A 24,622-nucleotide genomic window follows, 5' to 3' on the forward strand; every position below is an offset into this window, starting at 1 on the left:
GTGGTCGGTGGAGTACCCGCTGTCTCGCGGGCTGATCCACTACTCAGTGTTGCCTAGCGCCCGGTGAAGCGCCTGGCGTTTTCCAGGTGGGCGGCGAGCTGCTTCTGGATGCGCCCGGTCGCCTCGTCCAGCGCCGTGCGCGTACGGCGCCCGCTGCCGTCGCCCGCCTCGAAGGGCTCCCCGAAGACGACGTCGACGCGGGACCGCAGCGGAGGCAGCCCCTTTATCAACCGTCCCGGTCGGTCGGTACTTCCCAGCACCGCGACCGGCACGATCGGCGCACCGCTGCGCACCGCGAAGTAGGCGAGCCCGGCGCGCAGCGAGGCGAAGTCGCCCTCGCCCCGGGTGCCCTCCGGGAAGATGCCGAGCACGCCGCCGTTCTCCAGCACGCCCAGCGCCCGGGTGATCGCCGTGCGGTCGGTGGTGTCGCGGTCCACCTTCAGCTGGCCGATGCCAGTCAGGAACGGGTCGAGCGGGCCGACGAACGCCTCCTTCTTGATCAGGAAGTGCGTCGGCCGGGGTGCCACGCCCATGACCATCGGGCCGTCGATGTTGTGGGAGTGGTTGACCGCGAGGATCACCGGGCCGTTCGCGGGCACCTTCCATGCGCCGAGCACGCGCGGCTTCCACAGCCCGTACATCAGGCCGACGCCGATGCGCCGCCCGACCTCGGCGCCCCGCGGAGAAGGCAGTTCGGTCACTTCCCGGCCCGCTTCTCCTCGACGAGGGTGACGACGCACTCGATGACCTGGGCCAGCGTGAGCTCGGTGGTGTCCACCTCGACGGCGTCGTCCGCCTTGGCCAGCGGCGAGGTCTTGCGGCCGGAGTCGGCGGCGTCCCGCTTGATCAGGGCCTCGCGGGTGGAGTGCACGTCGGCGCCCTTCAGCTCACCACTGCGGCGGGCGGCACGCGCCTCCGCGGAGGCGGTGAGGAAGATCTTCAGGTCGGCGTCCGGCAGCACGGTCGTGCCGATGTCCCGGCCTTCGACCACGATGCCGTTCTTCGCGGAGGACGCGATCGAGCGCTGCAGCTCGGTGATGCGGGCGCGCACCTCGGGCACCGCGCTGACCGCGCTGACCTTGGAGGAGACCTCCTGGGTGCGGATCGGGCCCGCCACGTCGACGCCGTCGACCGTGATGGTCGGCCCCTCCGGGTCGGTGCCGGAGACGATCTCGGGCTTGCCGGCCGCGGCGGCGATGGCGGACGGGTCATCGATGTCGATGCCGTTGTTCACCATCCACCAGGTGATCGCCCGGTACTGGGCGCCGGTGTCCAGGTAGCTCAGACCGAGCTGCGCCGCCACGGCCTTCGACGTGCTCGACTTGCCCGTGCCGGCGGGGCCGTCGATGGCGACAATCACTGGCGTGGCGCTTTCCACAGTGGGGACCTTCCTGGACTGGGCTGGCGGGGTGAGGGCGCGACTGCCCCGCACAAGGTTACTGGGTGCGGGTCACTCGTCCGGCCGCGCGTCGGTCAGCCACATCCAGCATGCACTACTGCCGGATCGCCCAGCCCCGCTCCCGCAGTGCGGCGCTCAGTACGGGTGCCGCCTTCGGCTCCACCATCAGCTGCATCAGACCGGCCTGCTGCCCGGTCGCGTGCTCGATGCGCACGTCCTCGATGTTGACGCCGGCCCTGCCCGCGTCCGCGAAGATCCGGGCCAGCTGTCCCGGCTGGTCGTCGATGAGCACAGCCACGACCTCGTAGACCCGCGGGGCGGATCCGTGCTTGCCGGGGACGCGGACCTGTCCCGCGTTGCCGCGCCGCAGGACGTCCTCGATGCCGGTGGTGCCGTCACGGCGCTTGTCCTCGTCGGAGGACTGGAGGGCACGCAGGGCCCGCACGGTCTCCTCCAGGTCGGCGGCGACGTCCGTGAGCAGGTCGGCGACCGGCCCGGGGTTCGCGGAGAGGATGTCGATCCACATCCGGGGGTCTGAGGCGGCGATCCGGGTCACGTCCCGGATGCCCTGCCCGCACAGCCGTACGGCGGCCTCCTCGGCGTGCTCCAGGCGTGCGGCGACCAGGCTGGAGACCAGGTGGGGCATGTGGGAGACGAGAGCGACGGCACGGTCGTGGGCGTCGGCGTCCATCACGACCGGCACGGCACGGCAGTGCGAGACCAGTTCCAGGGCGAGGTTCAGCACTTCGGTGTCGGTGTCCCGGGTCGGGGTCAGCACCCAGGGGCGGCCCTCGAAGAGGTCGCCGGAGGCGGCCAGCGGGCCGGACCTCTCGCGGCCCGACATGGGATGCGTGCCGAGGTACGCGGTCAGGTCGAGGCCGCGTGCCTCCAGCTCACGGCGCGGCCCGCCCTTGACGCTGGCGACGTCGAGGTAGCCGCGCGCCACGCCGCGGCGCATGGCGTCGGCGAGCACGTCGGCCACGTGCGCGGGCGGGGCGGCGACGATCGCGAGGTCGACGGGCCCGTCCGGCACCTCGTCCGTACCGGCGCCGAGCGCGGCAGCCGTACGGGCCTGCTCCGCGTCGTGGTCGGCGAGGTGCACGGTGACGCCCCGCTGCGACAGGGCGAGGGCGGCGGACGTGCCGATGAGCCCGGTACCGATGACGAGTGCGGTTCTCACTGGGCGATGTCCTTGCGCAGGGCGGCAGCGGCGCCGAGGTAGACGTGGGCGATGTCGGCGCGGGGCCGGTCCGACTCGATGTGCGCGAGGACGCGAACGACGCGCGGCATGGCGCCCTCGATGTTCAGTTCCTGGGCGCAGATCAGCGGGACGTCCACGATGCCGAGCTTGCGGGCGGCGGCCGCCGGGAAGTCGCTGTGCAGGTCGGGCGTGGCCGTGAACCAGACGCTGATCAGATCCTCGGCGGTGAGGTCGTTGCGCTCCAGGATGGCCGTGAGCAGGGCTCCGACCTGCTCGTCCATGTGCCCGGCTTCGTCCCGTTCGAGTTGGACGGCGCCCCGGACCGCTCGTACCGCCACGGCGTTGCTCCTTGCTGGCGTGTGTGTCGCTCTGGGTGTCAAGCCTAGTCAGCCCGCGCGGCCGGGGTGCGCGGCGCCCGTCCGATGAGACACCGGCATTGCCGCCTCCTGGGCATTTCGATGCCAAGATGCAGAGAGAATTCCGATTTATCCCTCTTTGGCGCCTTCGGAGTGACGACATGACCTACGAGACCACACGCCGCACGGTCCTCCTCGCGACGGGCGCGACGGGCGCGTTGGCGTTCGTCGCGGCCTGCGGCGGGGGCGGTGACGACAACGGCTCCGCGTCGACGAGCTCACCCACCGGCCAGGAGACGGCCGGCCAGGAGCTGGCCTCCACGGACGAGATCCCCGTCGGCGGCGGAAAGATCTTCAAGGAGGAAGAAGTCGTGGTGACCCAGCCCGAGCAGGGCCAGTTCAAGGCCTTCTCGGCGATCTGCACCCACCAGCGCTGCACGGTGGCGTCCGTCTCCGACGGCACCATCAACTGCGTATGTCACGGCAGCAAGTTCCGCATCGCCGACGGCTCGGTGGCCCACGGCCCGGCGACGCGGCCGCTGCCCGCCGAGAAGATCACCGTGGAGGGAAAGTCGGTTCGGCTGACGTAAGGGCCCGCGCACGCTCCCGGGCATGCGGCCCGAGAGCCTTCTGCGAGCCGGCCCTGCGCGCCGACCCCAGCATCCCGCCCGCCGCGCCTCGGTCCTCGATCCTCGGTCCGAGGGCCTGATCAGGCGTCCCAGAGCGCCCCGAGGGTCAGCAGGTCGCTCCGGTACTCGATGCGATCGGCCCACTCGTTCGGCCAGGCCTCGGCGCCCAGGTACGCGCCGGCGAAGGCGCCGGCCAGGCAGGCGATGGAGTCCGAGTCGCCGGCGGTGCAGGCGGCGCGGCGCAGGGCCGTGAGCGGCTCGTCGGCGAAGAGCAGGAAGCACAGCAGACCGGTCGCCAGTGCCTCCTCGGCGATCCAGCCCTCGCCGGTGGCCAGGCACGGGTCGGCCTCGGGCGAGACGGTGCCCACGGCGTGCCGGAGCCGGTCGAGAATCGCCAGGCACTCGTCCCAGCCGCGCGCGATGAACTGCTCGGGGCTCGGATCCTGGGCCCGGCGCCACAGGTCGCCGAGCCAGCGCTCGTGGTAGTGGCTGCGGTTCTCCAGGGCGTACGAGCGGAGCAGACCGACCAGCCCGGCCGGCTCGGCGCCCTCCGCGAGCAGCCGAACGGCGTGCGCGGTCAGGTCGGACGCGGCGAGCGCGGTGGGGTGCCCGTGGGTGAGGGCGGACTGCAACTGGGCGGCACCCGCGCGCTGTTCGTCACTCAGACCGGGAACCAGCCCCAGGGGCGCGACACGCATGTTGGCGCCACAGCCCTTGGAGTGGATCTGACTGGCGTCCTGCCAGGGGCGGTCAGCATGTTCCAGCAGGGCGCAGGCCCGCAGACACGTGTTGCCGGGAGCGCGGTTGTTCTCCGGAGAGCGGTTCCAGGCGATGAACTCCTGCCGTACGGCGGCGGCCATCCCCTCGGGCTCGAGTACACCCCGGTCCATCGCCGTCCGGATGCCCCGGCCGAGCGCCAGCGTCATCTGCGTGTCGTCGGTGACGAGCGCCGGTGCCGGCAGCTCCAGCCGCCGCCACGGGCCGAATCTGGCGACGATCGACGGTACGTCGCTGAACTCGGTCGGATACCCCAGTGCGTCCCCGAGGGCGAGGCCGGTCAGCGCTCCGGTGGCGGCTTGCTTGTAGACGAGCGTGGCCATGTCAGAAGTCCTTCCGTCCCCGCGCCCTGAAGGACACGGGGAACTCTCGGCACTCGGGGTGTCCCCGTAAGCCTAGAGATCGACTTCCTGCATCAGCATGCCGACCTCCGTGTTGGACAGCCGCCGCAGCCAGCCGGACTTCTGGTCGCCGAGGGTGATCGGGCCGAAGGCGGTGCGGACCAGCTTGTCGACCGGGAACCCGGCCTCCGCGAGCATCCGGCGCACGATGTGCTTGCGGCCCTCATGGAGGGTGACCTCGACGAGGTAGTTCTTGCCGGTCTGCTGGACGACCCGGAAGTGGTCCGCGCGCGCGTAGCCGTCCTCCAGCTGGATGCCGTCCTTGAGCTGCTTGCCCAGATCGCGCGGGATCGGGCCGACGATGTGCGCGAGGTAGGTCTTCTTCACGCCGTACCTGGGGTGGGTCAGCCGGTGGGCCAGCTCGCCGTGGTTGGTGAGCAGGATGACACCCTCGGTCTCGGTGTCGAGCCGGCCGACGTGGAAGAGCCGGGTCTCGCGGTTGGTGACGTAGTCACCGAGGCACTGCCGCCCCTCCGGGTCCTCCATGGTGGAGACGACCCCGGCGGGCTTGTTCAGCGAGAAGAACTGGTAGCTCTGCGTGGCGACGGTCAGCCCGTCGACCTTGATCTCGTCCTTCTCCGGGTCGACCCGCCGCCCCTGCTCCAGCACGATCTCGCCGTTGATCTCGACCCGGGCCTCCTCGATCAGCTCCTCGCAGGCACGCCGGGAGCCGAAGCCCGCGCGGGCGAGGACCTTCTGGATGCGCTCGCCCTCCTGCTCGGCGCCCGGGAAGGTCTTGGGGAGCTTGACGTCCTTCTTCCCGGCATACCGGTCGCGGTTGCGCTCCTCGATCTTCGCCTCGTACTCGCGGGGGCGCGCCGGGGCCGTACGACCGCCCTTCTGGGGCTGCTTGGGCCCGCCCTTGGCTCCGCCGCGCGCGGCGCCGCCGCGTCCGGCCTTGGGGCCGTCCTTCGTCGCTCCGGGGCCCACGTCGTAGCGGCGCTCCTCCGGGCGGGGCTTGCGGGGGCGGCCCTGCCCCTGCTTCTGGTCCCTGTCGTTGCCGGCGCCGCGGTGGTTACCGCGCCCGCCGCTCTTGCCGCTGCCGCTGCTTCGCATCAAAGTTCCGTCTGGTCGTCTTCGTCGTCGGTACCCGGGGTGACCGGGCGGCCCGGCACGTCGTCATCAGGCGCGTCCGGGTCGAACGACGGTACGCCTTCCTGGGTCTCGGCCTCGATCGCCTCCGCCTCCGGGAGGAAGGGCGCGAGTTCCGGGAGCTCGTCCAGACCGCGCAGGCCCATCCGCTCCAGAAAGTAGTTCGTCGTCGTGTACAGGATCGCACCTGTTTCGAGTTCCGTGCCCGCCTCCTCGATCAGACCGCGCTGGAGGAGGGTGCGCATGACGCCGTCGCAGTTGACTCCGCGTACGGCGGAGACCCGGCTGCGGCTGACCGGCTGCCGGTAGGCGACGACGGCCAGGGTCTCCAGGGCGGCCTGGGTGAGGCGGGCCTGCTGGCCGTCCAGCACGAACCGCTCGACGGCGGGCGCGTACTCGGCGCGGGTGTAGAACCGCCAGCCGTTCGCCACGAACCGCAGTTCGAAGCCGCGGCCCTGGACGGTGTACTCGTCGGCCAGCTCGCGCAGCGCGTCCGCGATCCGGCGCTTCGGCCGCTCCAGTATCTTCGCGAGGTGCTCCTCGGTAGCGGGCTCGTCCACGACCATGAGGACGGCCTCCAGAGCGGGCTTGAGATCGAGATCGGCGACGGCACGCAACCCGGCCGGGACCTCGGTGGCTTCCTGGCTCATGCCTTCTTCTCCTCCTTCGGCGGCTCGGGCGGCCGGTCGAACTCGTCCGTGACGGTCGGCGTCTCGTCCCCGTCCCCGCCGGTCCACCGCACGAGCAGTTCACCGAGCGCGGTCTCCTGCTCCAGCTCGACGGCCTTCTCGCGGTACAGCTCCAGCAGCGCGAGGAACCGGGCCACGACGGTCAATGTGTCGTCGGTGTCCGCCACGAGCTCCCGGAAGCCGGCCTCGCCGAGCTCCCTGAGCCGCGCGACGACGATCGCGGCCTGCTCCTGCACGCTGACCAACGGGGCGTGGATGTGGTCGACGTACACCTGCGGCTTGGGCTTTGGCTGCATCGCCTTCACGGCGAGCTTGGCGAACCCTTCCGCGCCGATGCTGATGACCACCTCGGGCAGCAGCTCGGCATGGTGGGGTTCGAGCCCGACGGTACGCGGATAGCGCCGGGCCTCGTCGTCGAGCCGCCCGCTGAAGATGTCGGCGATCCGCTTGTACGCCCGGTACTGGAGCAGCCGGGCGAACAGCAGGTCCCGGGCTTCGAGCAGCGCGAGGTCGGCCTCGTCCTCCACCTCGGCGGCGGGCAGCAGCCGCGCCGCCTTCAGATCGAGCAGCGTGGCCGCGACGACGAGGAACTCGGTCGTCTCGTCCAGATCCCAGTCCGGCCCCATCGCCCGGATGTACGCCATGAACTCATCGGTCACCTTCGACAGCGCGACCTCGGTGACGTCCAGCTTGTGCCTGGAGATCAGCTGAAGCAGCAGATCGAAGGGCCCTTCGAAGTTGGCAAGCCGGACCTTGAAGACCCCGTCATCGCCGTCGGCACCTCCGGCCGGGGGCTGGGCGGTGCCCCCCGACTCGCTCCGCCCCCGCGGGGCCTGCGCTCCGGGGGCCACCCCGGCTTCGGCCTCGGCCTCGGCCTGCGGAGGAACACCCTCGTCTTCCCTCTCCGGAACGGCGGCCTCGGCGTCGGCATCGGTCCCAGGAGCGGAAGGGAACGCCTCGCGCCGGGACCCGGTCTCGACGGGCTCGGCGGCCGGGGCGGCGGTCTCAACCGCAGCCACCGGCCCGAGGGCGGGATGCTCACGCCCCGCCGCCGGTTGACCCGCTTCGGGCCCAGGCCCGGACGCGTCGTCTCCCTCCGGGGAAACGCCCTCACGGCCCGCCCCGGGACCGGCAGGCCCGGCAGGGGTCTGTCGCTCCACGACGACGGGCGGCTCCTCGGCAACCAACGCCTGCGCGCCGGCCGCTGCCTCCGCGGACCACACGCCCGACCCGGCAGCCCCGGTCTCCTCCGACGTCCCGCCCGACCGGGCGGTGTCCGCAGGCGGCGCACCGGGCTCGACCACGTCCGTCGGCTCACCCTGCGGAGCCACCCGCGGAGCCCCCGGGCCACGCCCCAGCGCGCGCCGGCGGCCGGACGGGCCGCCGACGGGCGGTGGGGAAGCGTTCGAGGTCATGGCCTCCGCAGGCTACCGCTACCGCCCGCGCAGCCGTCGTACGAGGATGCTGGCGTCCCCGCGGGTCTCCAGGTCGGCGAGGACCACGGCGACCGCCTCGCGGACGATACGGCCGCGGTCGACGGCCAGGCCGTGCTCGCCGCGGAGCACGAGACGGGCGTGCTCCAGGTCCATGAGCTCCTCGGCCGACACGTACACCGTGATCTTCTCGTCGTGCCTCTCACGGCCGCTGGGACGGCGCGAGGCGGCCCGCCCGCGCTTGCGGGGTGCCGCAGCGGCGGCACCGGCCGCACCCGCGGCAGAACCTTCCTGTGCCGCCTGCCGCCGGGCGGAGCCGCCGCGCTCGGCGGCCGCCGAGCGGCTGCGGGACTCCCCGGCCTCGGCCGACTCCGAGTCCGCCGCGACATGCTCCGCACCCTCGCCGTCACCGCCCTGCGCGGGCACCGACTGCGGCGCGTCCTCCGCGGCCGTTGCCGCCACCGCGTCACCCTCCCCCGCAGGAGCGGGCACCCGGGCGTCGCCGTTGGCCGGACGCCTGGGCGTGGACGACTGAAGCGCCATCCCCCCTGTCGTACGGAAGAGTTCGTCGGCCCCCGGCAGACTCACTCGGCGTGACACCGGGCGAGCACCTCCCTGGCGAGCTGGCGGTAGGCGGCGGCACCGACGGAGTTGGAGGCGTACGTGGTGATCGGCTCACCGGCGACCGTGGTCTCCGGGAAGCGGACCGTGCGCCCGATGACCGTGTGGTAGACGTGGTCGTCGAACGCCTCGACCACACGCGCGAGCACCTCACGGCTGTGCACCGTGCGCGAGTCGTACATCGTGGCGAGGATGCCGTCGAGCTCCAGCTCCGGGTTGAGCCGTTCCTGGACCTTCTCGATGGTCTCCGTCAGCAGGGCCACACCACGCAGCGCGAAGAACTCGCACTCCAGAGGCACTATCACCTTGTGCGCGGCCGTCAGGGCGTTCACCGTGAGCAGGCCGAGCGAGGGCTGGCAGTCGATGACGATGAAGTCGTAGTCGGGCAGCAGCGGCTTCAGGGCGCGCTGCAGCGTCGACTCACGGGCGACCTCGGAGACCAGCTGGACCTCGGCCGCCGACAGGTCGATGTTGCTGGGCAGCAGGTCCATGTTGGGGACCGCCGTCTTCAGCAGCACCTCGTCGGCCGCCATCCCCCGCTCCATGAGCAGGTTGTAGACGGTGAGGTCGAGTTCCATCGGGTTGACGCCGAGTCCGACCGACAGCGCGCCCTGCGGGTCGAAGTCCACGAGCAGGACCCGGCGTCCGTACTCCGCGAGCGCGGCACCCAGGTTGATGGTCGACGTCGTCTTGCCGACGCCGCCCTTCTGGTTGCACATCGCGATGATCTTCGCGGGTCCGTGCTCGGTCAGCGGACCCGGGATCGGGAAGTACGGCAGCGGGCGCCCGGTCGGGCCGATACGCTCCCGGCGCTGTCTGGCCGCGTCGGGCGCGAGAGTGGCCGCGTACTCGGGGTCGGGCTCGTACTCCGCGTCGGGGTCGTAGAAGTGCCCCTCGGGCAGTTCGTCGTAGTCGGCGAAGTGGTTGTGGGGCGCGCCACTTCCGTCGCCGGCCATGGCGTTCACGTGATGGCCATCCATCTTCTGGTGTGCTGTGTGAGTCGCCTGCTGACTCTGGTGGGCTGCGAAGGTGCGCACAGCGACGGAGCCGACAGCAGCGAACCCCGCGGGACCCTGGCCCCGTGCAGGCATTCCTGGTTGACCACCCCCGGGAGTAAATGTCGACTCATTCACAAGTCGTCTTACCTCCTTGGTGACCAGGAAACTTCTAGACAGGTCAGCGTGGCACCATGCCGACGATTGGCGACTCTATGGCGTGTCGGGCGTCCGCAGCAACACAATCCGCCGGACCCGGCCCGATGTGTCGGCAATGAAACATCCCGCTGTCAAGGGCGTACGGCCGTCGCACGGCAGGTTTCACCGGTGTGCGAATCGGTTGAAGGGTTACGTTCGAGGCGAGTTGCCCGAGAACCGCGAAGTGACCATACACACATCCGGCCGGACCTTGTCGGGCAAGGTCCGGCCGGGTGCGCGGCATTGACGACCTGTGTTGACGTATCGCCTTTACCCCTTGGCGACTTGGCCGGCTTACCGGCCGCGGGCTCAGCCGAGCAGCGAGGACAGCTCCACGTGCTCCACGTCGTGCGCCTCGGCGACCTCCTTGTAAACGACCTTGCCGTCATGGGTGTTGAGGCCCTTGGCCAGTGCCGGGTCGCGGCGCAGCGCGTCCGCCCAGCCGTGGTCGGCGAGCTCCACGATGTAGGGCAGCGTGGCGTTGGTCAGCGCGTAGGTGGAGGTGTTCGGCACCGCGCCGGGCATGTTGGCGACACAGTAGAAGACCGAGTTGTGGACCTGGAAGGTCGGCTCGGCGTGGGTGGTCGGACGGGAGTCCTCGAAGCAGCCGCCCTGGTCGATCGCGATGTCGACAAGGACACTTCCGGGCTTCATCCGCGAGACGAGCTCGTTGGTGACCAGCTTCGGGGCCTTGGCGCCGGGGACCAGCACCGCGCCGATGACGAGGTCGGCCTCCAGGCAGGCCTTCTCCAGCTCCAGCGCGTTGGAGACGACGGTCTGGATCTTCGTGCCGAAGATCTTGTCCGCCTCGCGGAGCTTGTTGACGTCCTTGTCGAGCAGGGTCACGTGGAAGCCCAGGCCGATGGCGATCTGCGCCGCCTGCCAGCCGGAGACGCCGCCGCCGATGACCACGGCCCGGCCGGCCGGCACTCCGGGGACGCCGCCGGGCAGCACGCCGCGGCCGCCGTTGGCGCGCATCAGGTGGTAGGCGCCGACCTGCGGGGCCAGCCGGCCCGCGACCTCGGACATCGGGGCGAGCAGCGGCAGCGCGCGGCCGGACAGCTCGACCGTCTCGTAGGCGATCGCCGTGGTGCCGGACTCCAGCAGGGCGTTCGTGCACTCCTTGGAGGCGGCCAGGTGCAGGTAGGTGAAGAGCGTCTGGTCCTTGCGGAGGCGGTGGTACTCCTCGGCGATGGGCTCCTTGACCTTCAGCAGCAGGTCGGCGGTGGCCCAGACCTCGTCGGCGGTGTCCAGGATCCGCGCACCGGCGGCGACGTACTCCTCGTCCGCGATCGAGGAGCCGACGCCGGCACCGCGCTCGATGACGACCTGGTGGCCATGACGCACCAGCTCGTGCACGCCGGCGGGGGTGATGGCCACCCGGAACTCGTTGTTCTTGACCTCGCGGGGGATGCCGACCTTCACGTCGATCACGGTCCTTGGCTCGGAGGGTATGGGCGCATTACTAGGCATACCCGGGCGCGCACGGGCACACCGGGACAGACCGCAGGAGAACGTGCGGCAGAGCCAGTCTAATGAAGGTGTTCCCGCTGTCTAGCCTTTCATTGCATCAATCTTCAGCGGATGTGCCACGGATTTCGCAGGCGTCAGGTTCCGGTTTCCGCTGTGAGTCGCCGTGGGAGGCCGTTACGGGCTCTTCCTGGCCCTCCTGGTGCTCGCCGAGGATCCGCTCGGCGGCGCCCCGGTGCAGCCGGGCCGACGCGGGGTCGCCGAGGTGCTCGAGGGTGTCGGCGACCCGCAGGTGCAGCGCGGCCTGCAACCGCGTGTCCTCGGCCCGCCGCGCCCACTCCACGGCCTCGCGACAGGTGCGCAGCGACTCCTCGGGCCGGCCGGCGTACTCCTGGACCCGCGCCAACTCGCTCAGCGCCCGGGCCTGGGCGGCCACGTCGTCGTTCTTGCGGTGCCCGGCGATCGCCGCGCGCCAGTTCCGCAGGGCCTCGCCGTAGCGGCCCGCGTAGGTGTGGGCGGCGGCGATCCGCCCGTACAGCCGGGCGGCGTCGGCACGCTCGTCCCGGGCGAGCCGCTCGACCAGGGCCCGGCCGAACCAGTCGGCGGCCCGGTCGAAGTCGCCGAGCTCCAGATGCGCACCGCCTACGGATTCCATCGCGCGCCCGGTCGCATACGGATCGCTCACCTCGCGTCCGGCGTCCAGCGCGGCCCGGTAGCGGGCCAGCGCGTCGGCCGTGCGCCCGGTCCGGGCGTCGAGGTCGCCGAGGTTGAGGAGGGCGGCGGCCCGCTCGCGGGGCAGGTTCCGGCGCTCGGCCACGTCGAGGACCAGGTTGTGGATGCCGTACAGGTCGGGTGCCGCCGCCTGGGTGCCGACATGCGCCACCATGGTCCGCACCAGCTGGGACATCAGCCGCCGGGCCAGGGTGTCCAGCTGCCCGTCGGCGACCGCGAGCCTGGCCGAGGCCAGCAGTGCGGGCCGGGTCACGCGCAGCCAGTCGGCGGCCGCCCGGGGCGTGGGAAAACGCAGGGCCGGCGGCAGGTCGATGAGCTTCTGGCGGGCCTGGGGGCTGTCGGTCTCGGTGATCGCCCGGCAGGCCTGGAGCAGTCGCACCGTCCGCTCCAGCATGCGGGCGCGGGCCAGCTGGAGCTCGGCCGGGCGCTCATGGCGCTCGGCGAGGACGCGGAGCTGGGCGTGCAGACAGCCCGGCACCTCGTACTGCGGCAGCGGCGACTCCACCGCGTGCAGGAAGCCGAGGGCCACGAAGTCGTCCAGGGTGGTCCGGGCGCCGGCGACCGAGCAGCCGGCGAGGGCGGAGGCGGTCTGCGGGTCGACGAGTCCGGCCGGGGCGAGGGCGAGCAGGCGCAGCATCCGGGCGGCGGTGGCGGGCAGGGCGGCGTAGGCGAGCCGGAAGACCCGGTTCAGCGCGTTCCCCTCGATGTCCTCGGCGCGCAGTTGCTTGGCGAGGTCGGAGACGGCCGCCTGGGGGCGGGCGGCGAGCCAGCCGCCCGCCAGCATCAGTGCGGCCGGCTGCCCCTGGCACTCCTCGGCGAGGCCCTCGGCGGCCCGGGGGTCGACGGTGATGCGGACCGCGCCGGTGTACCGGGACAGCAGCTCCACCCCGGACTTGGCGTCCAGGCCACCCAGGGTGCACGGGCGGACGTCCGAGATACCGGTCAGCGGGCCCTCGGAGACCGCGACGACCAAGCAGTCCGGTGTGTCGGGCAGCAGGGCGTCGACCTGCTCGGCGTCGGCAGCGTCGTCCAGCAGGAGCAGGGCACGGCGGTCGGCCAGGGCAGTGCGCAGGGCGTCGGTCAGGTCGTCTTCGGAGGCGCCTGCCGGGGCCTCCTGCTCCAGGGCGGCGAGCAGGTCCCGGGCGGTGCGCTCGACCGGCACGGGGGTGCCGTCGGGGTCGCTCAGCCGGGCGCGCAGCACCCCGTCCGGGTAACGGTCCGCGACCTGCCGTACGAGCTCCTCGGCGAGTGCGGTGCGCCCCGAGCCGGGCCTGCCGGCGATGAGCAGCACGCGCGCGCGTGGGGGCTTGCGGCCCGCGAGGGTGTCGAGGCCGGCGCGCTCGATGTCGGCGCGCAGTTCCTTCAACTCGCGTGTGCGGCCCAGGAATCGGCTCTCCCCGGAAGCGTGTCCGGTCAGCCGCACGTCGCCTGTCTCCACGACCTGATCCGTCACGGGCCACACTCCCGTCCCACCACACGCACAAGCCCGCCGGGACTCCGGTCCGGGCGTGAACAGAGCCTAGTTCACGCTCTGCAACGCCCCGGCCGAAGCACGACGGGCACGGCGGGCACGTCCCCCGATCGGATCAGCCGATCGTCACACCACAACCAGGACCTCTGCGCGAGCGAAGCGAAGAGCGTGCGGAGAGTGGGCGCGGCGGCGCCCCGTCACACCGGGCGGCCCAACGCCCACCTGACCCAGTCGCCACAGGCGCAATGCCGCTGTGGCGGCAGGGCCGGTCAGCAGGCCGCGTCTCCGGCGCCCGAATCCACCGCCTGACTCGGATCCACCGCCCGACCCGGACCCGCCGCCCGGCCCGGATCCACCGCCCGGCCTGGGTCAGCCGCCCCCGACCCGGCCCACCTCCGGAGGGTTCACGCCTCGAACGGACGCGCCGGCCACGGCGCCTGGGCCGGGCGCAGTGCGTCCAGGCCGTCGCCGGCGCGCGCGGCGACCAGGGAGAGGACGCCCACGACGAGGCAGTTGTTGTGCAGTTCCCCGGCCAGCACGCCCCGGACGAGGTCCTCGACCGGCACCCGGTCGAGCTCCATGTCGGCCTCTTCCTCCTCGACCGCGAAGCGCTCACCCTCGGCCTCGGAGAGATCGCGGGCGAGGAAGATCCGAACGGCCTCGTCGCAGCCGCCGGGGGTGGTGTAGACGTCGGTCAGCACCCGCCAGTCCTCGGCCTTGACGTGCGCCTCTTCGTACAGCTCGCGTTGCGCGGCGTGCAGCGGGTTCTCGCCGGGGACGTCGAGCAGACCGGCCGGGATCTCCCACAGCTTGTGGCGCACGGGGTGGCGGTACTGGCGCAGAACCAGGACGCGGTCGGCCTCGTCGAGGGCGAGGACGGCCACGGAGCCGGGGTGGACCTGGTAGTCGCGGCGGACCACGCTGCCGTCGGGCATGACCACGTCGTCGGTGCGGACGGAGGTCTTGTTGCCCACGAAGGGGGTGTCCGTCGCCCGGATCTCCCACTCCTCCGGGGTGTCCTTGATCGTCATGCCTGTCCTTCCACGTGCCCGGCACGACTCCACGCACCGGGCCCGACGTGCCGAAAAGAAACCGGGGTGCACACCCTTTGAAGGGATGCACCCCGGCCACCGTACAACTGGTGTGTTACTTCGAAGTCTTCCGCTCGACAGCGGCCTTGACGAGCCCGGCGAACAGCGGGTGCGGGCGCGTCGGGCGCGAGCGCAGCTCCGGGTGCGCCTGCGTGGCGACCAGGTACGGGTGGACCTCGCGCGGGTACTCGACGTACTCGACGAGCTTGCCGTCCGGGGACGTGCCGGAGAACAGGATGCCCGCCCGCTTCTCCAACTCGGCGCGGTAGGCGTTGTTCACCTCGTAGCGGTGCCGGTGGCGCTCCTCGACGTACTCCTTGCCGTCGTACACCTCGCGCACGATCGAGCCCTCGGCCAGCTTCGCCGGGTACATGCCGAGCCGCATGGTGCCGCCCATGTCGCCCTCACCGGCGACGATGTCGAGCTGCTCGGCCATCGTGGAGATGACCGGGTGGGCGGTGGCCGGGTCGAACTCGGTGGAGTTGGCGTCGCCGATGTCGGCCAGGCTGCGCGCGGCCTCGATCACGATGCACTGGAGGCCGAGGCAGAGGCCGAGCAGCGGGATCTTGTTCTCGCGGGCGTACTTGATCGCGCCGACCTTGCCGAGCACACCGCGGTCGCCGAAGCCGCCGGGGATGCAGACGCCGTCGACGTCGCCGAGCTGCTGGGCCGCGCCCGCCGGGGTCTTGCAGTCGTCGGAGGTGACCCACTTGATCTTGACGCGGGCCCGGTTGGCGAACCCGCCGGCGCGCAGCGCCTCGGTGACCGACAGGTAGGCGTCGGGCAGGTCGATGTACTTGCCGACCAGCGCGAGGGTGATCTCGTGGTCCGGGTTGTGGACGCGGTCGAGCAGGTCGTCCCAGGTTGTCCAGTCCACGTCGCGGAACGGCAGGTCGAGCTTGCGGACCACGTAGGCGTCCAGGCCCTCGCCGTGCACGGTCTTGGGGATGTCGTAGATCGAGCGGGCGTCGGGGCAGGCGACCACGGCGGCCTCGTCGACGTCGCACATCAGCGAGATCTTCCGCTTGATCGCGGTCGGCACCTCGCGGTCGCAGCGCAGCACGATCGCGTCCGGCTGGATACCGATGTTGCGCAGGGCCGCAACCGAGTGCTGGGTGGGCTTCGTCTTCAGCTCACCCGAGGGGCCGATGTACGGCAGGAGCGAGATATGGACGACGAAGACGTTGTCACGGCCGACCTCGTGCCGGACCTGGCGGACGGTCTCCAGGAACGGCAGCGACTCGATGTCGCCGACCGTGCCGCCGACCTCCGTGATCACGACGTCGACCTCGTCCGTCGCCATGCGGCGGATGCGGTGCTTGATCTCGTTGGTGATGTGCGGGATGACCTGCACGGTGTCGCCCAGGTACTCGCCGCGCCGCTCCTTGGCGATCACGGTGGAGTACACCTGGCCGGTGGTGACGTTGGCCGAGCCGTCCAGGTCCCGGTCGAGGAAGCGCTCGTAGTGGCCGATGTCCAGGTCGGTCTCGGCGCCGTCGTTGGTGACGAACACCTCACCGTGCTGGAAGGGGTTCATCGTGCCCGGGTCCACGTTCAGGTACGGGTCGAGCTTCTGCATCACGACGCGCAGACCGCGGGCCTTGAGCAGCATGCCGAGGCTGGAGGCCGTCAGGCCCTTGCCGAGCGAGGAGGCGACACCCCCGGTGACGAAGATGTGCTTGGTCGTCGAGTTACGAAAAGCGGCGGGCGGCATGGCCAAGACGGGGCTCCCGTGGTCGCGGTCTGGGGGTGCGGTGCGGCTGCCTGCCGGAGGTTTCCGGGGGGTTGCCGTCGCTGCGGTTCGGGGGTTTGCTGCCCACCGGTCCACGGGCTACCAGCGTATCAGCGCCGCGGGGCGATGGCTTCCGGCCACGCTCCGCACACATGTCGACACGGAGGCGGTCACCCTCACCGGTCTCTCACCCCATGCTCACTCGTTCGGCGTACTCGCCTTGCCTGGACGGGCACCCGGAACATGGGCGTGCGTCGTATCCTGCTCGGACACTCGCTGCCGAGCCCGCCGGCCCAACGGCACCATCCCCCGCCCGGAAGTACCGGAACAACGTGAGCTCGTCAGTTCGTTGAGCAACAATTGGCGCTTTGCATCACGGCAAGCGACCTGTTTTGCTTCATCGCTCAACGATGCAATTGCAAGACTTGCTGAAAATCCCCTTGACCGCACTAGCGACAGCCCCCTTATGGGGTGACGTGGCCGTTCGACTGGAGTTGCACGTGGCCGGGCGCATCGAAGATTACGCACTCATCGGAGACATGCAGACCGCAGCCCTGGTCTGCCGGGACGGCACAGTCGACTGGCTGTGCCTGCCCCGCTTCGACTCGCACGCCATCTTCGCCGGCCTGCTGGGCAACGAGGAGCACGGCTTCTGGCGGCTCGGGCCCGCGTACGCCTCCGACCAGCAGCCGCCCACCGCGGCCCGGCGCAGCTACCGCGGTGACTCGCTGATCCTGGAGTCCGAGTGGGACACCCAGCGGGGCACGGTCCGGGTGACCGATTTCATGCCGCCGCGTGACGGCGCCCCGCAGCTGATCCGGATCGTGGAGGGCGTCTCGGGCCGCGTGCCGATGCGCTCGGCGCTGCGGATGCGGTTCTCCTACGGGCGGGTGGTGCCGTGGGTGCACAAGCACGAAGGGCGCACGGTGGCCGTGGCGGGCCCCGACTCCGTGTGGTTCGACACATCCACCGAGACGTACGGCAAGTCCCTGACGACGTACGCGGACTTCACGGTCGCCCCGGGTGACCGGATCGCGTTCACGATCTCCTGGCAGCCCTCGCACAAGGAGCCGCCGCCGCTGCCCGAGCCGGAGCAGTCCCTGGAGGCGACGGAGGACTTCTGGCGCGAGTGGGTCGACCACTGCACGTACCACGGCCCCTACCGGGAGGCCGTGGTCCGCTCGCTGATCACGCTGAAGGCCCTGACGTACGCTCCGACCGGCGGCATCGTCGCCGCGCCGACCACCTCCCTGCCGGAGGACATCGGCGGCGTCCGCAACTGGGACTACCGCTACACCTGGCTGCGGGACGCGGCGATCACCCTGTCCTCGCTGCTGCGCACCGGCTACCGCGAGGAGGCCCGCGCCTGGCGCGAGTGGCTGCTGCGGGCCGTGGCCGGCGACCCGGAGAACCTCCAGATCATGTACGGCATCGCCGGTGAGCGGGAGCTGGGCGAGGCGGAGCTGGACTGGCTGCCGGGTTACGAGAACTCCACCCCCGTCCGGGTCGGCAACGGCGCCGCGCACCAGCTCCAGCTGGACGTCTACGGCGAGGTCACCGAGGCCCTGCACCTGGCCCACATGACGGGTCTCGCGCGCAACGACTACGCCTCGCTGCTCCAGCTGAAGCTGATCCGCTACCTGGAGGACCACTGGCAGGACCCGGACGAGGGCATCTGGGAGGTGCGCGGCCCGCGCCGCCACTTCGTGCACTCCAAGGTGATGGCCTGGGTCGCCGTCGACCGCACGATCAAGCTGATCGAATCCGGCGACGCCGACGGCCCGCTGGAGCGGTGGAAGGAACTGCGCGACGACATCCACCGCGACGTGTGCGAGAAGGGCTACGACAAGGAACGCAACACCTTCACGCAGTCGTACGGCTCGAAGGAGCTGGACGCGTCGCTGCTGCTGATCCCGCAGATGGGCTTCCTGCCGCCGGACGACAAGCGTGTCATCGGCACCATCGAGGCGATCCAGCGGGAGCTGTCCACGCCGGACGGGTTCATCCTGCGCTACCCGACGGAGGGCGACAACGAGGGCGTCGACGGCCTGCCCGGCGACGAGGGCGCGTTCCTCGCCTGCTCGTTCTGGATGGCCGACGACCTGGCGATGATCGGCCGCGTGGACGAGGCCCGCAAGCTGTTCGAGAAGCTGCTGTCGCTGCGCAACGACCTCGGCCTGCTGGCGGAGGAGTGGGACCCGCACCTCCAGCGCCAGGTGGGCAACTTCCCCCAGGCGTTCAGTCACGTTCCGCTCATCGACACGGCGCTGCGTCTGACGGCTTCGGGGGCGTACGGGGGCTGACCGGGTGTGGGATCCCAGATCCCGTGTCCTTTTCCCACCGGCGATGTCCACCCCGTGTCCAATAGGACACGGGGATGGGATTCATGCCCCATGAGCGAGTAGTTCCCCTCTTCGTGTACAGGACCCTCCCGGTCGGCGTCTCCACTTCTGGCCGGGGCAGGACCCCAGCGTTCGGTGGCTAGTGAGGCCGCTCGGAAATCGCGGGGTTGGTGGTCCGATGGGTACAGCGGTTGCCGCGCCGGTACGGATGAGTGTCCGGCGCGATGACGGGGCCGTTGTGGAGGACCTGGAGTGGCCGTTAGTGCCGCTCGGGCTGCTGCGGGAGGCCCGGCCGTGGCGGACGTTCCGCTGGTTCAAGGGACAGCAGCACTACTCGGGCACCTACTGGTCGGCCACCATGGGCGACCACGTGATCTACGAGTCACGGCTGGAGCTGGGGCGGCTGCTGTTCGCCGACTTCGCCCCTGAGGTGCGGCATATCGTGGCCCAGCCGTTCCTGCTCAAGGCTGGGATCGATGGCAAAGTGCGCAAGCACATCCCGGACTATCTGCTGCTGACGGACGACGGTCCGGTGGTCGTGGACGTCAAGCCGCAGCACCGGCTTGAGAAGCCGGAGATCGCCTTCACCTTCGCCTGGACACGGGAGACGGTCACGTCGCGCGGGTGGCAGTACGAGGTGTGGAGCGAGCCGGATCCGTCCGTGCTTGAGAACGTCCGGTTCCTGGCCGGCTACCGCCGCGCCTGGCTGTTCGACCCTGATCTGGTGGCCGCCCTGCGGGTTGCGGATCTGGACGGGATACCGCTGGGCGATGCTTTCCGGCTACTGCCCGAGTGGCCTCGGCCACTGGTGAAGTCGGCGGTGCTGCATCTGCTGTGGTCCGGGCATGTGACGACCGCGTTGGACCGGCCGTTGAGCGCGGGGCACGTGCTGCGGAGGGCCGCATGAGCGGGGCCGGAACAAGGCTGGGGGTCGGGACGCACTTCCGGCTGGACGGTGAAACGGTCGAAGTGGTGGAGTTCGTCAGCCTGGCCACGGGCATGGAGGTCGTCCTCAAGGACGGCCGGGGCCGGATGGCCCGGATGTCGCTGCGTGAGCTGCTGACTTCGGACCGTGCCGAGCTGATCCATGACAGGGCGGGCCCGTCGTCCACTGATGACGAGGACCTTGCCGCCGTGGTGCTGAACCGGCTGACCAAGGAGGAGAGGAAGGAGGTTTTGGAGCGGGCTGAGCATGTCCGGGAGATGCTGACGGGCTACCGCTCCGGCAGCGAGGACCTTCCGCGGTCGGATGAGCCGCGCCCGCAATACGCCCCTGGCCTGCCCCTGCGGGCTCGGTACGAGGCCAAGGCGACGGAACTGGGAGTGACCGAGCGGACGGTGCGCCGGTGGGTGCGGTCCTTCCAAGAGTTGGGCGAGGCTGGTCTGGTGCCGAAGACCGCGCGGGCGGACAGCGGGCTGAGCAACGCTGATCCGCGCTGGGTCGAGACCGCAGAGGAGGTGCTGAAGGAGTACGAGGAGGAGTCACGGCCCTCGGTGAAGGTGGTGCTGGAAGAAGTCGAGGCCCGCGTCAGGGCCAAGTTCAAGCTGGTGAAGGTGCAGTTGCCGCCGCGGACGACGGCCTATCGGTGGATGCAGGAGCTGGAACGGCATCATCCGACGTTCCGGTTGAGTACGCAGCGCAACCGGGACATCGCCGACCGCCCGCGAGGCGTCTACGGGAAGCTGCGGCCCACGCGGCCAGGCGAGTACGTGCTGATGGACACCACGCGGCTGGACGTTTTCGCGCTCGACCCGGTGACGCTGCGGTGGATGCAGGCGGAGCTGACCGTCGCGATGGACTGGTACACCCGCTGCATCATCGGTCTGCGGGTGACTCCGGTGTCGACGAAGGCGATCGACGCGGCGGCCGTCCTCTACCAGGCTTACCGCCCCCAGCAGGTTCCTGAGAGCTGGCCGAGGGAAGCGGCCTGGCCCGAGCACGGCATTCCACGTGGGGTGCTGGTGGAGGTCGAGGCCGTCCACGGGCCCCTCACTGGGGTATGGGGCCCGAAGGTGCCGCCGGAGACGTTGATCGTCGACCACGGCAAGATCTACCTGTCGGCGCACCTGACCAGCGTCTGCCGCCGGATGGGGATCTCGGTGCAGCCGGCGAGGCTGCGCACTGGCCGGGACAAGGGGCCGGTGGAGCGGTATTTCCGCACGCTGCGGGAAGACCTGCTGCAGCGACTGCCCGGCTACAAGGGACCGGACATCCACTCGCGCGGGCTGAACCCGGAGAAGGACGCCTTCTTCTTCCACCACGAGTTGGAGGCGATCATCCGGGAGTGGACCGCCGTGACGTATCACCGCAGGCCACACAAGGGTCTCGTCGATCCGCACCTGCCGAAGGTGGAGTTGTCCCCGTCGGCGATGTTCGAGCACGGGCTCGCGCGGGCGGGCTACATCGAGGTGCCCCGCGACCCGCACCTGGCCTACGAGTTTCTCGATGTCACGATGCGCACCGTCCAGCACTACGGCGTCGAGATCAACAGCCGCCGCTACAACGGCGACTGCCTCGACGGACTGCGGGACATGGCCGGATCCGACATCGACCTGGACAAGCGGCGGCTGGAGTTCTTCGCGGACCCCGACGACGTCACCCGGATCCATTTCCGGGACCACAAGCGCATCTGGCACACGCTTCAGTGGGAACATGCGCCCGGCCTCACCATGCCGCTGAGCGATGAAGCGCTGCAGTTCGCCCGGCGTCTGGCGGCGAAGGAGTACACCTATCCCGACGACCGACTCGCCATCGCCCTGCTGCTGAAGCGGTGGAACCTCGGCCTTGGCACCTCTCTGGTCGAACGGCGGATGGCACTGCGGCTCTCCCGCGAACAGGTCGCCCTGGATCTTCCCGAGCAGCAGGCCGACGAGGTCAGTTCACTGCCGTCGGTCGCCCGCGTGCTGTCCCTTCCCGAGCAGCCGACGTCTCCGGCGATCGAGGCCGTTCAGGACGCGGAGGTGGGCGATGACGATGCCGACGGCCTGGATGAGCTGGAAGAGGAACTCGACTTCTACGCCACGGCTTTGAAGGACATCGACGATGACGCGTAAGCCGACCCGCGCGAAGGCCGAGGAAGCCGATATGCGCTCCCGGCTGGATCACCTCACGCTGTCCCGCAAGGAAGGATTCGGCCGCCTGGCCGAGGCCCCACGCAGGATGCGTCCGGAGCGTCTGTCGCGCCGCCAGCTGAAAATGCTGGGCACACATGCCCTTGCCGAATACAACCGAGACCGCCGCAAATGGCACGCGAACCTGGGCCCCCTGAGGACCCCACAATTGAAGGCACTGCACGAAGACCTCTGGGACATCTTCGACAGCAATGACCAGGACAGCGACAAGGTCAAGGGCGGCATCGCTCTCGATGCCTTCCCCGGTCTAGGGAAAACCACAGCAGTGCTCGCCTTCGCCAAAAAGGTCCACCGGCGGATCATCGAAGAAGAGGGAAATTACACCGACGAGGGCCACGAACGGTGGCCCGTCTGCCGTGTCGGATTGACCAGCAACACCGGTATGCGTGATTTCAACCGGGCAATTCTAGAGTACTACGGACACCCTGGCCGCTTTCGCGGGACGTCCGCCGAATTCGGCTACCGCGCTCTCGATTCGGTCCTATCAGCAGAAACAAAGCTCCTGATCGTGGACGACCTGCATTTCCTGAAGTGGCGAAACAAGAACGGGATCGAGGTCAGCAACCACTTCAAATACATCGCCAACGAATTCCCGGTCACCTTGCTGACGATCGGCGTTGGCCTGGAAAAGCGGGGCCTGTTCAGCGAAGGATCAAGTTACGAGGACGCGGTTCTCGCGCAGACCGGACGCCGCACTACCCGGCTCAACATGGACCCGTTCACCATCTCATCCGAACAGGGACGAGCGGACTGGCGCGACGCCCTCCTCGGGATCGAAGAACGCGTCGTCCTCGCAGACAAGTACCCCGGAATGATCGCGGACGATTTGTCCGACGAACTCTTCGCCCGCAGCACCGGCCACATCGGCTCACTTATGACACTGATCAACCGCGGTTGCCAGCGAGCAGTACGCACCGGCGCCGAGCGCCTGGACAAGGAACTGCTGGACCAGGTGAAGAACGACGCTGCTTCCGAGCAGGCCCGCGAGGAACTCCAACACGCCCTAGCCTCCGGCCGCCTGGTCAGCCGGCCAGGGAAGAAGGCGGCATGAGCGAACCGCGCACCCTGGCAATCCGCGTCCTGCCTCGCCCCGGGGAAAGCATCGACAGCTGGCTGGAAGCCCTCGCCCGGCGCAGCTGGACTTCACTCTCGGCTCTGCTGGACGCCCTGGGCCTGCCCGAGATGTCGGTCCGGGAACGCACGCGTTATCTCCTCACCTCAGTCCCCGAAGAGGCACTGCGGCGGCTGGAACAGCAGGTGGCACTGCCTGCCCGCCATCTTGACACTGCCGTCCTGCCCGCCGAGATCTTCGGCCGCCGGGCGCCCAGCTGGCGGTTCTGCCCACAGTGTCTGCACGACGACGAGGGCCGCTGGCCGACGCTCTGGTGGCTGCCGTGGCCTTTCGCCTGCACCAAACACCACGCCCTCCTCCACCGCACCTGTCCGAGCTGTGGTCACGAACCGCGCTACTTCCTGCCCAGAGCGGTGCATCTACATCCGCGCGGACACTGCATGCGCCGAACCGGCAGGAGGAGTGTCTGCGGCGCAGACCTGACCAGCGCGCCACAGCTCAGCCTCAGTCACGGCCATCCGATCGTGCAGGCGCAAACCGCGATCAACGGCATCATTCTCCCTCCGTTCCCCAGCGCTGACGCCGTCTTCGTCGAGGCGGACCGCCTGTTGTCCAGGCTCGCCGAGTCCCTGGGGCCGTCCGACCTGCGGAAGATGAGCGCCGCCTGCCGTTCCGCCTGGGAATCCGCGCTCACGGACGCCACCGACTCACAGTCGCCATTGGGCAGCTGGCGCATCCATGAACGCCGTGTCCGGATCCTGACGCCCGAGTTCCTGCAGCGCGAGTACACCGAGGGCAGGAAAAGCTTCGCCACCATTGCCAGAGAAGTGGGCGTGCCCATCGCGCACGTGGTCCGCCACACCAAGAACCTGGGTGTCGCCATCCATAGTGGAGGAACTCGGCCACCGGTATTCAACGACGACTGGCTCCGCGAGCAATACATCACACATAAACGGACCGGCCGTGACATTGCCGAGGAGGTCGGTACCCACCGCGAGGCCGTTCGACACCGGCTCGAACAACTCGGCATCCAGCGCAGGCCGTCGGGCCGCAGTAGCCCCGCTCTCATCACAAAGCTCGATGCATCAATTCCGCCCGACATTCGAGCAGCAGCGGAAGAGACACTTCACGGCTGGCGCCGCCTACGCCGTTTCCAGATCAGCATGTTCTTTCCCACCCTCACAACTAGCGCCAGCTATCTCGGCCTACGGCCAAGCACGCTCACCACGCAGCTCGACCAGTTGGAGTGCGCCGTTGGAGCCGAACTGTTCCGCCGGTCGGTCCGACACGCGCCGCAGAGCCCAACCAGACGAGGAGCCCGTCTCCTGCAAGATCTCGACCGCGATGACGTCCAGAACCTCATGCATGCCGCGCTCGGATCCAGAATCGAGAAAATTCCCGAACCAGGCGCGATCAATTCCGCAATCGCCACAGTCGACGGTGAGCGCCGTTCGCTGACCAACCTTCATAGCAGCCCCCAGCACGGCGACCGACTCTTCATCCCTCTACCCATGCTGCCGCTCCTGAGGCATCTCCTCACTCACAGAGACCAAGAGGCCTGCGCGGCACAGATCCACGCCACCACCGGCATACCGATAACCACGATCTTCAAGCAACTCAAACGCCTCGAAGAAGCCGGCTGGCTCTCGAGTCGTCTTGAAACCGCGGATGAACGACAAGGATGTAGGCGGCGCCGCACGTACTACACGCTTACCCCCTCAGTACGGCAAGCCGCCGGCCCGCACATACGAACCCTTTACAGGTCATCTCATCTGAGTCAGTAGGTTGT

Annotated in this window: 20 protein-coding genes; 6 read left to right on the forward strand and 14 right to left on the reverse strand. The window is 69.8% G+C overall.

What is annotated here, in order from left to right:
* Positions 1-53: 53 nt before the first annotated feature.
* The 4 genes from ACZ6TU_RS21700 to aroH form a co-directional block, all read right to left on the reverse strand.
* On the reverse strand, positions 54-701 hold the full coding sequence (locus tag ACZ6TU_RS21700; protein ID WP_469550315.1) for a lysophospholipid acyltransferase family protein: 648 nt from the start codon (positions 699-701) through the stop codon (positions 54-56).
* Positions 698-1,378 (reverse strand): (d)CMP kinase, encoded by a 681-nt coding sequence (gene cmk / locus ACZ6TU_RS21705; RefSeq protein ID WP_467675839.1) that lies wholly within the window; start codon positions 1,376-1,378, stop codon positions 698-700. The genes ACZ6TU_RS21700 and cmk overlap by 4 nt, the downstream gene beginning before the upstream one ends.
* 115 nt (positions 1,379-1,493) lie before the next feature.
* The gene (locus tag ACZ6TU_RS21710; protein ID WP_467675841.1) at positions 1,494-2,579 is read right to left on the reverse strand and encodes a prephenate dehydrogenase; all 1,086 of its coding nucleotides are present in this window, start codon (positions 2,577-2,579) and stop codon (positions 1,494-1,496) included.
* The gene (aroH, locus tag ACZ6TU_RS21715; protein ID WP_467675843.1) at positions 2,576-2,938 is read right to left on the reverse strand and encodes a chorismate mutase; all 363 of its coding nucleotides are present in this window, start codon (positions 2,936-2,938) and stop codon (positions 2,576-2,578) included. Before aroH ends, ACZ6TU_RS21710 begins: the two co-directional genes overlap by 4 nt.
* Before the next feature lie 179 nt (positions 2,939-3,117).
* Here aroH and ACZ6TU_RS21720 point away from each other — a divergent pair, with 179 nt between their 5' ends.
* Complete coding sequence (locus ACZ6TU_RS21720) at positions 3,118-3,546, forward strand: Rieske (2Fe-2S) protein (RefSeq protein ID WP_467675845.1); 429 nt, start codon at positions 3,118-3,120, stop codon at positions 3,544-3,546.
* Positions 3,547-3,665: 119 nt separating this feature from the next.
* Here ACZ6TU_RS21720 and ACZ6TU_RS21725 read toward each other — a convergent pair whose 3' ends face one another.
* From ACZ6TU_RS21725 to ACZ6TU_RS21770, 10 genes are all read right to left on the reverse strand, one after another.
* A complete protein-coding gene (locus tag ACZ6TU_RS21725; protein ID WP_467675846.1) occupies positions 3,666-4,685 on the reverse strand; it encodes an ADP-ribosylglycohydrolase family protein in 1,020 nt (339 codons plus the stop codon).
* 72 nt (positions 4,686-4,757) lie between these two features.
* Positions 4,758-5,819, reverse strand: a complete 1,062-nt coding sequence (locus ACZ6TU_RS21730; RefSeq protein WP_467675848.1) for a pseudouridine synthase — start codon at positions 5,817-5,819, stop codon at positions 4,758-4,760.
* On the reverse strand, positions 5,819-6,505 hold the full coding sequence (scpB, locus tag ACZ6TU_RS21735) for an SMC-Scp complex subunit ScpB (RefSeq protein ID WP_467675850.1): 687 nt from the start codon (positions 6,503-6,505) through the stop codon (positions 5,819-5,821). The genes ACZ6TU_RS21730 and scpB overlap by 1 nt, the downstream gene beginning before the upstream one ends.
* A complete protein-coding gene (locus ACZ6TU_RS21740; protein ID WP_469550322.1) occupies positions 6,502-7,563 on the reverse strand; it encodes a segregation and condensation protein A in 1,062 nt (353 codons plus the stop codon). The genes scpB and ACZ6TU_RS21740 overlap by 4 nt, the downstream gene beginning before the upstream one ends.
* A 414-nt stretch (positions 7,564-7,977) precedes the next feature.
* Positions 7,978-8,577: a hypothetical protein gene (locus tag ACZ6TU_RS21745; RefSeq protein ID WP_467675853.1), complete on the reverse strand. Its 600-nt coding sequence runs from the start codon at positions 8,575-8,577 to the stop codon at positions 7,978-7,980.
* A complete protein-coding gene (locus tag ACZ6TU_RS21750; protein ID WP_467675855.1) occupies positions 8,562-9,689 on the reverse strand; it encodes a ParA family protein in 1,128 nt (375 codons plus the stop codon). The genes ACZ6TU_RS21745 and ACZ6TU_RS21750 overlap by 16 nt, the downstream gene beginning before the upstream one ends.
* A 411-nt stretch (positions 9,690-10,100) precedes the next feature.
* Complete coding sequence (gene ald / locus ACZ6TU_RS21755) at positions 10,101-11,225, reverse strand: alanine dehydrogenase (RefSeq protein ID WP_469550326.1); 1,125 nt, start codon at positions 11,223-11,225, stop codon at positions 10,101-10,103.
* Between the two features lie 136 nt (positions 11,226-11,361).
* Positions 11,362-13,446, reverse strand: a complete 2,085-nt coding sequence (locus ACZ6TU_RS21760) for a tetratricopeptide repeat protein (RefSeq protein WP_467675859.1) — start codon at positions 13,444-13,446, stop codon at positions 11,362-11,364.
* Between the two features lie 422 nt (positions 13,447-13,868).
* Positions 13,869-14,495 carry an NUDIX domain-containing protein gene (locus ACZ6TU_RS21765; protein WP_467675861.1) on the reverse strand — a complete coding sequence of 209 codons (627 nt, stop codon included), beginning with the start codon at positions 14,493-14,495 and terminating at the stop codon, positions 13,869-13,871.
* 115 nt (positions 14,496-14,610) lie between these two features.
* Positions 14,611-16,269 (reverse strand): CTP synthase, encoded by a 1,659-nt coding sequence (locus ACZ6TU_RS21770; RefSeq protein ID WP_467675926.1) that lies wholly within the window; start codon positions 16,267-16,269, stop codon positions 14,611-14,613.
* Between the two features lie 518 nt (positions 16,270-16,787).
* Here ACZ6TU_RS21770 and ACZ6TU_RS21775 point away from each other — a divergent pair.
* The 5 genes from ACZ6TU_RS21775 to ACZ6TU_RS21795 all read left to right on the forward strand — a co-directional run bounded on the left by ACZ6TU_RS21775 (position 16,788) and on the right by ACZ6TU_RS21795 (position 24,617).
* Positions 16,788-18,590: a glycoside hydrolase family 15 protein gene (locus ACZ6TU_RS21775; protein ID WP_467675862.1), complete on the forward strand. Its 1,803-nt coding sequence runs from the start codon at positions 16,788-16,790 to the stop codon at positions 18,588-18,590.
* Between the two features lie 217 nt (positions 18,591-18,807).
* Positions 18,808-19,536: a TnsA-like heteromeric transposase endonuclease subunit gene (locus tag ACZ6TU_RS21780; protein ID WP_469550330.1), complete on the forward strand. Its 729-nt coding sequence runs from the start codon at positions 18,808-18,810 to the stop codon at positions 19,534-19,536.
* The gene (locus ACZ6TU_RS21785) at positions 19,533-21,683 is read left to right on the forward strand and encodes a transposase (protein WP_469550333.1); all 2,151 of its coding nucleotides are present in this window, start codon (positions 19,533-19,535) and stop codon (positions 21,681-21,683) included. The genes ACZ6TU_RS21780 and ACZ6TU_RS21785 overlap by 4 nt, the downstream gene beginning before the upstream one ends.
* On the forward strand, positions 21,673-22,812 hold the full coding sequence (locus ACZ6TU_RS21790) for an AAA family ATPase (RefSeq protein ID WP_469550335.1): 1,140 nt from the start codon (positions 21,673-21,675) through the stop codon (positions 22,810-22,812). The genes ACZ6TU_RS21785 and ACZ6TU_RS21790 overlap by 11 nt, the downstream gene beginning before the upstream one ends.
* Complete coding sequence (locus ACZ6TU_RS21795) at positions 22,809-24,617, forward strand: TniQ family protein (protein ID WP_469550338.1); 1,809 nt, start codon at positions 22,809-22,811, stop codon at positions 24,615-24,617. Before ACZ6TU_RS21790 ends, ACZ6TU_RS21795 begins: the two co-directional genes overlap by 4 nt.
* Positions 24,618-24,622 lie beyond the last annotated feature (5 nt).

The sequence above is a fragment of the Streptomyces sp. NPDC052064 genome (genome assembly GCF_055585925.1).

What these genes read in the sequence shown, in the direction of transcription:
- ACZ6TU_RS21795 (WP_469550338.1), top strand. Translation starts at nt 22,809, where the DNA reads ATGAGCGAACCGCGCACCCTGGCAATCCGCGTCCTGCCTCGCCCCGGG.
- ACZ6TU_RS21770 (WP_467675926.1), bottom strand. Translation starts at nt 16,269, where the DNA reads ATGCCGCCCGCCGCTTTTCGTAACTCGACGACCAAGCACATCTTCGTC.
- ACZ6TU_RS21730 (WP_467675848.1), bottom strand. Translation starts at nt 5,819, where the DNA reads ATGCGAAGCAGCGGCAGCGGCAAGAGCGGCGGGCGCGGTAACCACCGC.
- ACZ6TU_RS21720 (WP_467675845.1), top strand. Translation starts at nt 3,118, where the DNA reads ATGACCTACGAGACCACACGCCGCACGGTCCTCCTCGCGACGGGCGCG.
- ACZ6TU_RS21790 (WP_469550335.1), top strand. Translation starts at nt 21,673, where the DNA reads ATGACGCGTAAGCCGACCCGCGCGAAGGCCGAGGAAGCCGATATGCGC.
- ACZ6TU_RS21765 (WP_467675861.1), bottom strand. Translation starts at nt 14,495, where the DNA reads ATGACGATCAAGGACACCCCGGAGGAGTGGGAGATCCGGGCGACGGAC.
- ACZ6TU_RS21780 (WP_469550330.1), top strand. Translation starts at nt 18,808, where the DNA reads ATGGGTACAGCGGTTGCCGCGCCGGTACGGATGAGTGTCCGGCGCGAT.
- ACZ6TU_RS21725 (WP_467675846.1), bottom strand. Translation starts at nt 4,685, where the DNA reads ATGGCCACGCTCGTCTACAAGCAAGCCGCCACCGGAGCGCTGACCGGC.
- ACZ6TU_RS21750 (WP_467675855.1), bottom strand. Translation starts at nt 9,689, where the DNA reads ATGCCTGCACGGGGCCAGGGTCCCGCGGGGTTCGCTGCTGTCGGCTCC.
- scpB (WP_467675850.1), bottom strand. Translation starts at nt 6,505, where the DNA reads ATGAGCCAGGAAGCCACCGAGGTCCCGGCCGGGTTGCGTGCCGTCGCC.
- ACZ6TU_RS21785 (WP_469550333.1), top strand. Translation starts at nt 19,533, where the DNA reads ATGAGCGGGGCCGGAACAAGGCTGGGGGTCGGGACGCACTTCCGGCTG.